This is a genomic window from Aeromonas sp. 5HA1 (genome assembly GCF_029237245.1).
Taxonomy (GTDB): domain Bacteria; phylum Pseudomonadota; class Gammaproteobacteria; order Enterobacterales; family Aeromonadaceae; genus Aeromonas; species Aeromonas salmonicida.
Genome location: NZ_JAACFW010000003.1, coordinates 245,995 through 259,178 on the forward strand (window position 1 = coordinate 245,995; position 13,184 = coordinate 259,178).

A 13,184-nucleotide genomic window follows, 5' to 3' on the forward strand; every position below is an offset into this window, starting at 1 on the left:
GGAGAGTTGTGTGGACGAGAAAAATTTTGACATTATATACCCTGCAACTAACGGCGGCGAACCAATAAAGACAATGGATCGGGATGGTAAAATTTTATTTCGCTTCCCAGATGTTGTTCGAGTCTTAGCAAAAGACAATGAAAACATTTCATATAGTACAGGTGTTAAGTCTGGATTCGGTGGTCTTTTAAGTAAGCTCTCTTCAGTGCTGAAAGAGAAAGAAAAATATATTATCCCCTTATCTGAAAAAAATGAATATGGCTTCGACTACGAGTTCTATATAACAGAGGCTGGTTTATATCGAATAGTAACAATTGATGATAGTGAAGCATCTGTACGATTCCAAGATTGGATCTTTGAAGATGTATTACCATCCATCCGAAAATATGGTATTTATCCACCCCCGAAAGAGGGTGCTTCTGAATTAAGTACCATGGTGGCATTGTTGCAACAGAACGTTTCTATTTTGGCAAGAGAAATTGAGAAGCGTGAAGAGTTAGAGAAAAAAGTCAACGTTATCGAGAATCGAGTTAACTTGATAGAGCAGAGTATTGATAGTAGTGATATGCATGTTCTTGTGGATGTTATCACTGCTCGTGGGAGTTCTTTGCCTATAGAACAGCTTTGGGCATGGTGTGAAAAAATTCGTTTTGAGAGTGGTGCGGATTGTCAGAAGTGTTTATCTGGTGACCGATTTAAAACAAAGTATCCATTGTTTGTGATTGAGCAGGCTTTTGAGCATGTAGCAACATGTATGCGACTGGTAAGTCGGTAGGTAGAGTACAGCTCTAATTCTTTATACTCTTCGTATAGAGCGTTTGATGCAGAAAGTGACGCATTTTCTGTTCCAATATAATGGGGGCTATGGTTCTCCATTTTTAGATAATAATAAGCTTGAACTAAACAGTTCTAGGCAGACATTGGGGGGGGGGTATTTTAATACTAGAGTTTGTTTTCTAAAATTTAATCTAGCTGAGTGAATGGGAGAGAATTTATGTACGAAGGATTAATGTCTCGCTATAAAGAGCAAAATCCCAGAGAGGTTTTTGCATTTTTCGGATACAACCAAGAACAAGGTGAAAACTGGGAAACGCCATTTAAAAAATTAGCTGATAAGGCTAAAGCCGAATCATGGAACTTTGAGCGTGAAGAATTTAGGAAGGAGGGGGTAAATTACCCTATATTAACTAGTTACCTCAATCAGACGTTCTTGCGTATCCAGCAACAAGGACGAGTCAGGTTTTCCTCTGATAAAAACAAGGCCTGCATAAATACAGGGTTGCAGACACCTGAGGGTAAGGATATATACGCTACGTTCTATAAAAATCAGCAGGCTGAAGCTAGAAAACAGCCTGACTGGACATTGTTTGGGTATTTTGATGCTTACTCATTCAATGTAAGAGACTTTGAACCACTCCCTGAAATAGCAACATATATAGATAATCCTGCAGACTTAGTATTTGACCATAGAATAGATTTTGAGGTTGATTACAACCACATACTAAGAGATAACATTGATCGCTTGCCTGAGGTTATTAGAGGTAATACGGCCTTGGCACGAAATGCAGTTGAGGGTGCAATTCAACAAATGAAAGAGAGGCTCAAAAGGAACTATAAGTTGGCTGTGCCACATTGGTATAATGAAAAGGTACAGTTGCTGTTACCTTTAAGCATCACAGATGATATGGTTGCTGATATAGCTCTTGTTGCAGAAAAGGATGAATCACGGGGAAAATATATGATTCGAACGGCATTAACTATGAGTATGGCATACAATAATGCTCGAGTTATCTGTGCCCCCGATAGGCAATGGCTTAACCCATGATATTGGATTGTTGTTATTCTGGCGGCTTCTCTGTGCCGCCAGACTTGATATGTTACTGATCAAAGTATATGTCGGCGCAGCGCCGTGTCAGGAAGAGTGGATTCTGTACTCTTTTTGACTAAACTTCTCTTGCATTCATAACCTACTGCTCGATTTTAATATAATCCATAGAATGAAAAATGAAAATACCGTAATAGTATTGGTCATGAATGAAGCTATAACCCATGTCTTGACCTTAAGAGGTACGGGTTTTAAAGACCATTTTTTGAAAATCAAATAATATCCATATCGATGAAATCGAGAATATTGAAGGTATAAAAACTCACTTTCGTACTCAGGGCTTACAGACCAATATTTATCAATCTTGCGTGTAAAACGCATAATAAATAAAGAGTTTATTATTAAAATGACTAGCCATGAAACAAATGTAAGTGCAATTATATCGGCTTGTGTCATTATGTTTCTCTAAGGAGGGGGAAATCAGAGCAGTAAAAGGGTGGCAATGCAGCTTATGAGGAAGGCATAGCTTATCAATGTCGATATGATTGCTAACCATTTTAATCCGCTAGGGCATTTGAAACGCTTGGTATCGAATATCAACGCAACCCCATACCTATGGAATCTTATAACTCGACTCACAAACCACTGGCTTTCAAATTTTGGATTGTTAGACATGAACTGATCCAGCTTTGGTGTCATGAAAATCATCATTAGCAATATGGGCGGAAGGATAAAAAACAGCCACAATGAAACCAGACTGATTATTGCTCCTATAAATGAAATTGTTTCCCGCATCAAACTAGCTCTGTAATAGTCAATAGAGAGAATATCTAATCTTGAGATTAATGTAGTTGACTTAATTAACTAACATTAGTATTGAGTTAGCTTAAGTAAATAAAATCACTTCTTCTCAAGGTTACTTCAATACGGCGTAATATAGTATAAAAACCAGAGCTATCACATTTGTTAAAAATGATGTTGTCATAAATATTTTAATCGTTATAGGGACTGGTTTTAGAGTCTTTTTTTTAACTATCAAATAAAGTCCATATTTATACATCCGTCCTATACGTTCATAGGATGAATCTCCTTCTAGTTTCGGATTCGCAGACCAATACGGATCGGCATTATCCATTATTAATATTGCTAGGATGCACCCAATTGGTGCAAATATAAAACTGAGCATAATAAGAATGTAGATTGACAGTTCAGCTATATGTATTATTAGTTGCCCCATATAACCTTTACCTCTTTAATTATTTCAGCATCTTTATATTTCCCCTTTTCATATATATTGGGGATCTCTTTCGCTCCTATATCACCACCAATACCTCCTGCTAAGTAACCTTCAGCCCCGGCACCAACTATTGCACCAGCTGAGCTCACAATGACTCCACCGCTAAATCGACTAAATTCTTGTACTGTTGTTTGCTCACCAGTAAGGGTTTTCTGATTCTAATTTTATTTTTTATATCAGTCCTGATTTACTTTCGATGAGGTAGAATAAAAAAAGTAGCGTAATATCAAATTGTCTAATGTATAAAAAGAGCATAATGAGCACTTATTTTAAATCAGCTATTGGCGTACAGGTGTCAGTCTGTTTACCTTTATTGTCTATTTGTGTCGAGCAATAACTGTCACCTTTTTGGCGGTAGTCATTACTGAAATTAATGTTGATATTGTTATCATCCCATGACACTGTAGCAATCACATAGGAACTGATATCTGTTTCTGTCTGGTTATGATCCCCTCCAGGGAATTTTTCGTTTAGCTTCAAGCCAGGTATATCTCCTTGAACAGGAGTATCATTACTTTTTTTGTAGAATATTGCCTGAGGGGTGTATCCTACTCTGCTTTTTATCGGGTTGTTTTTTAGATAGTGAACAATTAGGCTGAGAGCCTCTTGTCTATCTGTCGGGGGGTTAACCACAACATACTCATGTGTCTCAAGTTTATATACATAATCTACTTGTACTCTAGACCATGCATGTATTTCTGGCTCACCGCAACCAGCTAGTGAACTAACAAAGAGCAGTAATATAACTGGTAAAGGTTTCATTTAAGCTCTCCGCTGAATGAGTAGTCCATCTCTATAACCGTAATAAATGGTTTATAAGCGAACCTATCTAGATGTTGTAATATAAACCATGACCGAAATCCTGCCAGTGCACCATATGGTTTTATTTCACCAGTTGTCGGGTCCGGCCCTACGTCTGGTAAGTCCAATCCAAAATGATCATATAACGTAATCTTAATGCCCCCCTTGTAGAAGTCACCAAATTTTTCATACTTAGTGATCTCGGCTTTACCCGCCCATGTGTCATTTATAGCAATGGTTAGACCCGTTACAATATCCATTTTGTTATTGAAACGCGGCAGTCTAAATTTAGCATCAGCTTTTTTGTAATTTCTCATCAGGTCATCAAGAACTAAAGCATTTACGTTGCCGTCTTTAACTTTGAGCTCTTTTTTGACCTCGGTGATAATTGTGTTTGCAAATGCAATAGTCGTTTCATGGGCTCGAACGTTACGAGTTAGGACTGGATTGCGGTACTCTCCACCTTCATTTTTTTGGAATTTAGCAATCATAGCCAGAGTATTCATCTTTAGTTCTCCGGCACTGAATAGAGTGACGGCCATATTACGGAAGTTTTGAAAAAAACGATCAGGAGAAGCTGTGTCGAGTCCCTTCATGCCTTCTAACTTAAATAAGCTCCACACTGTTGGAATATTTTCAATCTGTTGAGCCGTCATATCTCCATAGGTCATATCGTCAGCAATTCCACCTGATGCGCTTTTACCTGGATCTCTTGGGCTCTTATAGATCTGTACCGGCAAGTGAAACTTTGTAGCACTGGTCGTATCCGTCTTTGGCATCAACTTACTGAGAGTCGGCTCGGGTTCTGGTTTCGGTTCTGGGCGGTAAGGTGCAGAACCGAAACCACTTGAGGGAGTCTTCTTGGCTTCATAGGCTACCTCAACTGTGCGACGGAACTCGTCACTTCCATTTACCTGTAGCTTCCCATCAACCACGTTTACACAGCTGTCTCTAGTCGAGCGGCCCACGGCAACACGGCTGCCATCCCTAGAACTGCCTTGGTCTGGGCCTAGTATTCTCAAGAACTCATCCTGGGTCAGCTCGCCAATACTCTTGGTCGCCATGTAAACAACTCCTTTTAAACGCAAAGGTTTTTATGGGCAGGCAGTCTGCCATACTTTGGGCTTCATTCAAAACACATGGTACCCAAAGGAGCCATTTCTGACAGTGTTTGTAGGGGGGGCTGGGGGAGGGGGGGATTTACTGGAGATTTTGCGTGAAATTTGCCGACGGTCGCGTCGGCGTGACGACCCGTCACCTCGTCGGCATCGACGCGATTGCTTGTCAATTTTTGTGCTCTAACCTTGGCGTCAATATCACTACTGATATATCGATCATGGATTTTAAGTGGGCTTCTATGTTTTCATATGGCTAAGGCCATAGGAACAAAATGTTGTAAGGAGGATGGTTTGGCAAGGCGAGGTAGTCTTTTAGGTTTATCTATCAAAGTTGCTAAAGCAATTGACAGAGCCGGTAAACAGGCTGCTAGGGATTCAGCACGTAGACAGAAAGCAGCTGAACGCGAAAATGCTAGAGCAGAAAGAGAGTATCAAAAATTTTTAAGAGAACAGGAGCGAGATGCAATTCGTGCAGAAAAAGAAAGATCTGCACTGGCAAAACAAGCTGAAAAACTGAGTATTGCTCAGGCAAAGGAAAGATTAAAAGATGAGCTTGCTGATGCCCAAGAAGAATATGAAGACAGATGTTTGGAGCGAGCGACTCTACGCCAGCAATTTATCAGTTTACAACTAAGGTAGAAAAATGGAATATATGCTTTTAGCCGTCATCATTGGTGCAATTGCAACAATATTGATTGGCTATTTTATTATCAAGGGAAAAAGTAATAAGGAACTGGCTAAGTATAAGGCCAATATTGATGCTAAACTTGGCGAGCATACAAGCCTTGAGCAGGAGTTGTCTCAGTTAAAAGATAGCCTTTCATCGGTCAAAAGTGATTTATATAACGATACGCAAGAGCTAGAGCGGGTCAGAATTGAGACGAAAGAGTTACAGGCACTTAAGGCAGATGAAGCTCGGCTTTTAGAAAGAATCAGCGAAGCAACTGAAACAAATAACAAGCAGAATGAAGAAAAAGACAGGCTGGCATTAGAAATAACAAAGCTCAATGTTGACGTTAAAAATTTGATGGGAATGCTTGATCTATACTCTCGGTTGGACGAGTTCACATCTGTTGGGCATTTTGAAACTCCAGAGTATCTCTATGAAACATCAGCCCGATTTTCAGAAGAAATAAAATATGTCCGAAGCCAACAAAAGGACTTAATTAGAGATAAAAATGCTATAACGTATCCTATCACTATGACTATAGCGAATGACAAGTCATTAAATAAAAAGATTCTTGATGGCCAAGTAAAGTTAATGCTAACAGCATTTAATATTGAATGTGATTTTTTGATCGGGAAAGTGAGCCCTAGTAACTTTGCCCGAACCTTGGAGAGAATCGAAACTCTTGCTAATACACTTGAAAAATCAGCGGCAACATTGAAGTGTGGTTTTAATATCAGCTATGTAGAATTGAAGTTCGACGAGTGCAAACTTCAGTATCAATACGCCTTGAAAAAACAAGAAGAGGCGGATGAGCAAAGAATCATAAAAGAACAAATCCGCGAAGAACAGCGAGCAATTAAAGAGTATGAGCGAGCTATTGCTGAGGCTGAAAAGGAAGAACGTATTTATAGGGAGCTATTGAGCAAGGCTCGAGAGGAGTTGTTGAAAGCATCTGAGAGCGAAAGGGCATTTGCAGAGCAGAGAATAGCTGAGCTTGAACAGCAGCTACTTGAGGCTGAGATGAAAGAGGCTCGAGCCAAGAGCATGGCTGAACAAACGCGCAAAGGCCATGTATACGTCATCAGTAATATTGGTTCATTTGGTGAGGATGTCTATAAAATTGGCTTAACCAGGCGACTAGACCCTATGGATCGAGTTAAAGAGCTAGGTGATGCTAGTGTGCCATTTTCTTTTGATGTTCATGCTATGATTTATTCCGATGATGCTCCGGCATTGGAGGCTGCTTTACATCGGGAGTTTCGAGAGCATCGGGTCAATGCAGTTAATTTGAGAAAAGAGTTCTTCCAAGTAGACTTGTTATCGATAAAAGATGCAGTGGATACTATTGTTGATATTGATGCTGACTTTAAAATGACTGCGTTGGCAGAGGAATACTATGAGAGTTTGCGTCTTCAAGCTGTTGAGCCTGTGCTTGATAAAAGAGCGTTAAGCCCCGCAGAAGTAGCGTAGATTTTCCCAAAACCCAAGTGATGATGTCACTTGGGTTTATAAAGTGCCGACATTTGTGTCGGCACGACGGTCCGACGCTTCGTCGGCACCGTCGCAACTTTATTGCTGTTTTTTGACAACCGAGCTCACCCTATTTCGATGGCCTGGGTTGAAGCGTGGTTCTGAGAAAGTAGGTCTATACGCAGTGTGTCCTGATGATACTCATCAGGCGTTGTTGAAGAAAAGCATGCCTGTGCAATCCGGTTATTAAAATCAGCCGATTTCGCTAATCTCCACCAGAACTGAGAAAATGAAATTCACCTTTCAAGCTTACAGTTTGGACTAAATAGCGCAAAGTTAATGAAAGCTCTTTTATTCAACAACGCCGTTACATATTAAAACTACATCTGTAGTCACACCATTGAGTCTATCTTTTGTCTCAGTAATGTGTCTTTTACTGGGGCCCTTAATCGTGGCATCAAGGTTTCTGGATCACGAGCAGAACCAGAAGTATAACCTAACAGAGCTGCATATTTTGCTGCGTCACCACCCAATGACTCATAGAACCTATCAAATAAATACTCCTTATTGTCGCGCTTAAACTCCTGATAGGTTCGTTTGCAAAATGCACATATATCAACATACAGAAAAATAAATAATGAACCTGCGACATATTTGGCCGCATTGAGTGATTCTTTATAGTGTTGCAACGCAGAATCACCATTATTGGATGCCACCGCATGTTTAGCTAAGTTCCACTCGGATAGCCATACAGGTACTTTCACCAGTTGATGGAGCATGATATCGAACGGAAATGCCATTAAGTGTTTGCTATATGAAAATTCTAGCAAGCTTGGGATCGGTAGTTCTCCAATAAGCGACGTGTTTAATCGACGCATCCATCTAATTAACTCATGATAGCTATATATTGTATTGTTAACGACGACTGTGTTGGGTTGTACATCCACATTGAGTAATAAGTCAACCTGTTCACTTAGCGGAATAAAATTATTTTCACCAGCTATCCCTGGGTAATGCGCCTCTTGCAATGATGAGTTATTAATAGGTTCTTCGAAATTTAGTTCGCGAAGATGGCACATTAGGTTATGAATTACATATGCCGAATATGCTGTGACGATAAAAGAGTCCTCATCTATATCTTCTGGAAGTAGAGGTGCGAGTGGTTTTATAGTTGAAAAGAAACCACTCCATTTAATTCTATTGCTTTTGCTCAGACGATCGATGACTTGCTTCGATTTTGTATTTATACTCTGTGCTTTTAAATCTGAATTCCAAATTTCTTCATCAGATAAAACAGTATTGTTTAGTCTAACTTCATGAAATTGATGTAGCTTTTGTAGGGATACATTACACAAGCCGACCATTGAATCAACAAAGGTTCTGAGTGGCCATTGGCATGATTTATAATCAATAAATCCGTCACTCAATGATTCTGTGGATTTAAAAGAGGTCCTAGTCAATGATGCTATCAAATCAATCAATATGCACTTAATAAAATGTACATATGAATTAAGTGACATTTCTGGCCTTATGGCATGCTCTCTGACAAACTCTCTATAATACATAGCTGACGAGGTATATATATTTGTGGCGAACATCGCAATGGCTTTTTGTTCGTATCTGTCTGAGATAACAATATCGATGTACTCTTTAAATTCCAAAAATTCATGATATGAAGAAAAGTCTTCCTTCGAAAAATAATTGAAATAGTCTTGAATGGTTTTGTTTTTTAGGATTTTTTGTTGTGGTTTTGGGTATAGCTTAGTTGTCTGTGCGATTAGGTCACTATGAGATCCATATGTTCTATCGCTACGCGTTATTGCACTAAATGCGTCGGCTAAGGCCTTACGCCTCGCTTTCTCAGTAGCTGATACAGTAAAGGTAATATCCTTTTTCTCACTACTCCACAACCCCAAGCAATCGCTAATTACTTTACTGAAATAACCTAAGGTTGGCATTTTCTGATCTGTTGACGACATAACTTGTTTCCTAGGTTTGAACTAATATTGGACAATATAAAGAAATAATCACAAGTTTCGGAGTATCAAAACAGCGATTGCAGATTTCGTTAAACTGGATCGCTCACGCGAGGCGCTCTATTCCTCGCAAGGCAAGGCAGGGCAGGGCAGGGCATACATTAGCTCCATGCCTTTGAGGCTTACAAGCCAAGCATCAAAGACAAGAGGGGCGGTAAATATTTCTTGTGAAAGTTGCCGACGGTCGCGTCGGCATGATGACCCGCCACCTCGTCGGCATCGACGCGACTTTGCACAACTCCTGGCAAACTCAGCTACAGCCCAAGCGACCGGATATGCCCCAGACTTGCTCCGGTTTGCACCAAGAACCATTCCTCGTCCCTTGTCCCTGGTGAGCGTCTCCATCTTTCAATCTGAGTTATCTCCACGTCAGTGCCACCAGTTCCGGTCTGAGCATCCCCATGGTCTCCCAGCAGAAAGACCGGAAGCTGTGACCGGAGGGGGTTTCTGGAGGTATTTGCGTCAGGGGAGGGGATGACTTCTGGTTCGGGCTAGATCGTGACCTATTCACCGGCTGAGTTGACCGGATAGGGACCGGAGCCTGCGTTAGTCGGGTTTGAGTCGAGAGAAAACAGGTAGTGTTGCTTGTTCACTGCGAGAGTAATGTGGGGGCATGCAATGAGGGCTTACTGGATCGGCTGGTAACAAGCAAACGACAGACATTAAAAAGCCCAGTCCTGAGACTGGGCTTTGAAATTTGGCTCCCTCGACAGGACTTGAACCTGTGACATACGGATTAACAGTCCGCCGTTCTACCGACTGAACTACGAGGGAATTGGCTCCTCCTACTGGACTTGAACCAGTGACATACGGATTAACAGTCCGCCGTTCTACCGACTGAACTAAGGAGGAATTGCCTGTCTCGTTGAGACGGTGCGGATATTAATAGCCTGTCGACCGGGTGTCAACCCGCGATCCGGCGCAAAAAATGGAATTTCGCCCTGTTTGTCCAAAACTTGGTCATTGTGGACTATTTTCAGCACAATCAGCAGCTTGAGATTGGCCTCTGGTAGCAACTTTATCAATTTCTGCGCTGGTGGCGGATTGCGTTCTGGATGCTCAGTGATGGCCAACCATCCCTGCCCGTTCAATAAAAATGGGGTGGGTGAATGGGAGGGCCCATGCCTAATACACCGCCTCTATGGGGAAAGAAGTGTCTGCCGCGGGCCGTGTGCATTTGGTTAGCAGGCGAAGTGAAAAATCTGCGTAATGGTGATAAAAATCGGCGATATGCCAGCAACAAACCGCTATTTTGCGGTGTAATGGTCATTCATTGATCCTGCCCATCGAAATATTTCCTCGGCTGGAGTATGGTTGCCCCGGATACCATCGCCGTGTCGACAGTTCTGCCGGCCCTTGATGATGATCGGGCGCCGGTTCAATCCGGCCTTTATCTCCCTCTTCTGGTATTACGACATACATGCACAACCAAGCTCCCTTGCAAAGCGTGAAGCTGGCCATTGCTTTACGCCAATCCTGTTTTGATGAACCCTATAGCATCCCTCGCTTTGGCCGTGACCTGATCGCCGGCGTCACGGTCGGTATCATCGCCATTCCGCTGGCCATGGCGCTGGCGATTGCCAGCGGCGTGCCACCGCAACATGGTCTCTATACCGCCATCATCGCAGGTATCGTCATTGCGGTGACCGGTGGATCCCGTTTCTCCGTGTCGGGGCCGACCGCCGCCTTCGTGGTGATCCTCTACCCGGTGGCCCAGCAATTCGGGGTCGGTGGTCTGCTGATGGCGACCCTGATCTCGGGCTTCTTTCTGGTCGCCATGGGGATGGCCCGACTTGGGCGCCTGATTGAGTACATTCCGCCGTCAGTGACCCTGGGCTTTACCGGCGGGATCGCCATCGTGATAGCCACCTTGCAGATCAAGGACTTCTTCGGGCTCCAGGTGCCCGATATGCCGGAAAATTACATAGGCAAAGTAGAGGCGCTGGTACATGCCCTGCCAAGCTGGCAATGGGGTGACACGTTGGTCGGGATTGCTACCCTGGCCGTGTTATTGCTCTGGCCACGGCTGCGCTTGCCGGTGCCCGGACATTTGCCCGCCGTGCTGGTGGGGGTGGGGCTGGGGTTTGGTCTGCACTACTTTGGTGTCGATGTGGCCACCATTGGCAGCAAGTTCATTTATACCCTGGCCGATGGCACACAAGGCATGGGGATCCCACCCATAGCGCCGACCCTGGTAATGCCCTGGGCACTGCCGGGGCCGGATGGTTCACCGGTCGAATGGAACCTGGCGGCCATCGAACGCTTGCTGCCGGCTGCGTTTTCCATGGCCATGCTGGGGGCCATTGAGTCGCTGCTCTGCGCCGTGGTGCTCGATGGCATGACGGGTCGCAAGCACAGCTCCAATGCCGAGCTGGTGGGGCAGGGGTTGGGCAACATATTGGCGCCTTTCTTCGGTGGCATCACGGCAACGGCGGCCATTGCCCGTTCCGCCGCCAACGTACGGGCAGGTGCCACCTCGCCGGTTTCCAGCATAGTGCATGCTCTTGTGGTACTGGCCGCCATTCTGGTGTTGGCACCCTGGCTCTCCTGGTTGCCGCTCTCGGCCATGGCTGCGCTGTTGCTGATCGTGGCCTGGAACATGAGTGAGGCACACAAGGTGGTGGAGCTGGTGCGTCGCGCCCCCAAATCCGATGTGCTGGTGTTGGTGGTGTGTTTGTCGCTGACCGTCATCTTTGACATGGTCATTGCCATTACCTTCGGGGTGATCCTGGCGTCGCTGTTGTTCATGCGTGAAATTGCCAAGATGACCAAGCTGCACGATTTGGCCGATCACAAGCGCTATGCCGACGAAGTGCCGGCGAATGCCTTGCTTTACAAGATCAACGGCCCGCTGTTTTTTGCGGCAGCCGAGCGTGTCTTTGGCGAGCTGGTGGCTCAGGTTCAGGGGCACAAGCTGCTGGTATTGCAGATGGAGGCTGTCTCCATCCTGGATGCCGGGGGACTCTCTGCTTTCCTGCAGTTTGAAAAGCAGATGGCCAAGGCCGGAGTGGAGCTGCGGGTAGCCGAGTTGCAGTTTCAGCCGTTGAAGACATTGGCGCGTGCCAAAGTGCGCCCTGTGCCGGGTCAGTTGGAGTTTTATGGCTCTCTGGAAGAGGCATTGAAAGGCGAGCAGAGTCACGAACAGGCCGCCAGTTGATGGTATGGGATGCAGAGGTGGAAAGATTTTGCGCAGTTGGCTCGGTTCTTGAGCAAACAGATTGAAAACCGCAAAATTGCATTGACCCCAACACAATGCATCCCTTACATTACGCCCCGTCGCTGCGGCATGGTCTGCAAGCGATGGTGCAGCTCAGGCACCTGAAAATGTGAGAAAAAATTTGGTGGGATGTCAGAATGGCTGCCCACCGACGAAGTCGGCAAGAAAGCACGCGTAGCGTGCTCCGAAAGCCACTTCAAAGAAGTAAAGATTTGGTGAGGTGTCCGAGTGGCTGAAGGAGCACGCCTGGAAAGTGTGTATACGGCAACGTATCGAGGGTTCGAATCCCTCCCTCACCGCCAAATAAAAGAAAAGGGCCTGTCGCAAGACAGGCCCTTTTCTTTATGCTGTCCCGTCCTGAATATGGTTTACACCTTTCCCCCACATAAACGGAGAGCCCGATGGGACAAGGTGTGAAACGGACACAGCGCGATTACTCGCTGACTTTTAAACTGGCACTGGTCGAGCAGATTGAAAAAGGCGAGCTCACCTACAAACAGGCTCAGGCGCGTTATGGCATTCAGGGCCGCTCCACCGTTCTGGTATGGTTGCGTAAACATGGTCGGCAAGATTGGAGCCAGGGGGCTTCTGTGCGCGCCGGCAGGAGCATCACCATGCCTGACCCCGACAACCAGACGCCCGAACAGCGTATCAAGGAGCTCGAGCAGCAGCTGGCGCTGATGAGCCAGAAGGCCCAGTTCTTTGAGGCCGTCGTCGATGTGCTGAAGAACGACTACGGCGTCTCCATCG

At 44.5% G+C, this 13,184-nt stretch carries 10 protein-coding genes, 3 tRNA genes and 1 pseudogene; 8 read left to right on the forward strand and 6 right to left on the reverse strand.

Features of this window, described 5'->3' with window-relative positions:
* The first annotated feature begins 10 nt into the window (after window positions 1-10).
* Both GWQ27_RS04755 and GWQ27_RS04760 read left to right on the forward strand, forming a co-directional pair.
* On the forward strand, window positions 11-775 hold the full coding sequence (locus GWQ27_RS04755) for a BRO family protein (RefSeq protein ID WP_265434821.1): 765 nt from the start codon (window positions 11-13) through the stop codon (window positions 773-775).
* A gap of 219 nt (window positions 776-994) precedes the next feature.
* Window positions 995-1,825: a DUF3825 domain-containing protein gene (locus GWQ27_RS04760; protein ID WP_106552389.1), complete on the forward strand. Its 831-nt coding sequence runs from the start codon at window positions 995-997 to the stop codon at window positions 1,823-1,825.
* 1,224 nt (window positions 1,826-3,049) lie between these two features.
* Here the strand turns inward: GWQ27_RS04760 and GWQ27_RS04765 are convergent.
* From GWQ27_RS04765 to GWQ27_RS04775, 3 genes are all read right to left on the reverse strand, one after another.
* Complete coding sequence (locus GWQ27_RS04765) at window positions 3,050-3,211, reverse strand: hypothetical protein (protein ID WP_265434823.1); 162 nt, start codon at window positions 3,209-3,211, stop codon at window positions 3,050-3,052.
* Window positions 3,212-3,386: 175 nt separating this feature from the next.
* Complete coding sequence (locus tag GWQ27_RS04770) at window positions 3,387-3,884, reverse strand: hypothetical protein (RefSeq protein WP_265434824.1); 498 nt, start codon at window positions 3,882-3,884, stop codon at window positions 3,387-3,389.
* Window positions 3,881-4,987, reverse strand: coding sequence for a DUF3289 family protein (locus GWQ27_RS04775; protein ID WP_265434825.1), 1,107 nt, complete (start codon window positions 4,985-4,987; stop codon window positions 3,881-3,883). The genes GWQ27_RS04770 and GWQ27_RS04775 overlap by 4 nt, the downstream gene beginning before the upstream one ends.
* A 152-nt stretch (window positions 4,988-5,139) precedes the next feature.
* Here GWQ27_RS04775 and GWQ27_RS04780 point away from each other — a divergent pair, with 152 nt between their 5' ends.
* Genes GWQ27_RS04780 through GWQ27_RS04790 form a run of 3 tightly spaced genes read left to right on the forward strand, consistent with a single transcriptional unit; the run spans window position 5,140 to window position 7,181 of the window.
* Window positions 5,140-5,298, forward strand: a complete 159-nt coding sequence (locus GWQ27_RS04780; RefSeq protein ID WP_265434826.1) for a hypothetical protein — start codon at window positions 5,140-5,142, stop codon at window positions 5,296-5,298.
* Window positions 5,291-5,680 carry a hypothetical protein gene (locus GWQ27_RS04785; protein WP_265434827.1) on the forward strand — a complete coding sequence of 130 codons (390 nt, stop codon included), beginning with the start codon at window positions 5,291-5,293 and terminating at the stop codon, window positions 5,678-5,680. Before GWQ27_RS04780 ends, GWQ27_RS04785 begins: the two co-directional genes overlap by 8 nt.
* 4 nt (window positions 5,681-5,684) lie before the next feature.
* Window positions 5,685-7,181, forward strand: a complete 1,497-nt coding sequence (locus GWQ27_RS04790) for a DUF4041 domain-containing protein (RefSeq protein WP_265453059.1) — start codon at window positions 5,685-5,687, stop codon at window positions 7,179-7,181.
* A 392-nt stretch (window positions 7,182-7,573) separates the two neighbouring features.
* Here GWQ27_RS04790 and GWQ27_RS04795 read toward each other — a convergent pair whose 3' ends face one another.
* From GWQ27_RS04795 to GWQ27_RS04805, 3 genes are all read right to left on the reverse strand, one after another.
* On the reverse strand, window positions 7,574-9,160 hold the full coding sequence (locus GWQ27_RS04795; protein WP_275906793.1) for a hypothetical protein: 1,587 nt from the start codon (window positions 9,158-9,160) through the stop codon (window positions 7,574-7,576).
* Between the two features lie 755 nt (window positions 9,161-9,915).
* Window positions 9,916-9,991 (reverse strand) — tRNA-Asn (locus GWQ27_RS04800).
* A 2-nt stretch (window positions 9,992-9,993) separates the two neighbouring features.
* Window positions 9,994-10,069, reverse strand: a tRNA-Asn gene (locus GWQ27_RS04805).
* A 568-nt stretch (window positions 10,070-10,637) separates the two neighbouring features.
* On the opposite strand from GWQ27_RS04805, the gene dauA reads away from it, so the two are divergent.
* From dauA to GWQ27_RS04820, 3 genes and pseudogenes are all read left to right on the forward strand, one after another.
* The gene (gene dauA, locus GWQ27_RS04810; protein WP_275906794.1) at window positions 10,638-12,374 is read left to right on the forward strand and encodes a C4-dicarboxylic acid transporter DauA; all 1,737 of its coding nucleotides are present in this window, start codon (window positions 10,638-10,640) and stop codon (window positions 12,372-12,374) included.
* A 274-nt stretch (window positions 12,375-12,648) separates the two neighbouring features.
* A tRNA-Ser gene (locus tag GWQ27_RS04815) sits at window positions 12,649-12,736 on the forward strand.
* Window positions 12,737-12,835: 99 nt separating this feature from the next.
* Window positions 12,836-13,184 (forward strand): annotated as a pseudogene (locus GWQ27_RS04820) (IS3 family transposase); the annotation flags it as partial.

What these genes read in the sequence shown, in the direction of transcription:
- GWQ27_RS04760 (WP_106552389.1), top strand. Translation starts at nt 995, where the DNA reads ATGTACGAAGGATTAATGTCTCGCTATAAAGAGCAAAATCCCAGAGAG.
- GWQ27_RS04770 (WP_265434824.1), bottom strand. Translation starts at nt 3,884, where the DNA reads ATGAAACCTTTACCAGTTATATTACTGCTCTTTGTTAGTTCACTAGCT.
- GWQ27_RS04775 (WP_265434825.1), bottom strand. Translation starts at nt 4,987, where the DNA reads ATGGCGACCAAGAGTATTGGCGAGCTGACCCAGGATGAGTTCTTGAGA.
- GWQ27_RS04785 (WP_265434827.1), top strand. Translation starts at nt 5,291, where the DNA reads ATGGCTAAGGCCATAGGAACAAAATGTTGTAAGGAGGATGGTTTGGCA.
- GWQ27_RS04790 (WP_265453059.1), top strand. Translation starts at nt 5,685, where the DNA reads ATGGAATATATGCTTTTAGCCGTCATCATTGGTGCAATTGCAACAATA.
- GWQ27_RS04795 (WP_275906793.1), bottom strand. Translation starts at nt 9,160, where the DNA reads ATGTCGTCAACAGATCAGAAAATGCCAACCTTAGGTTATTTCAGTAAA.
- dauA (WP_275906794.1), top strand. Translation starts at nt 10,638, where the DNA reads ATGCACAACCAAGCTCCCTTGCAAAGCGTGAAGCTGGCCATTGCTTTA.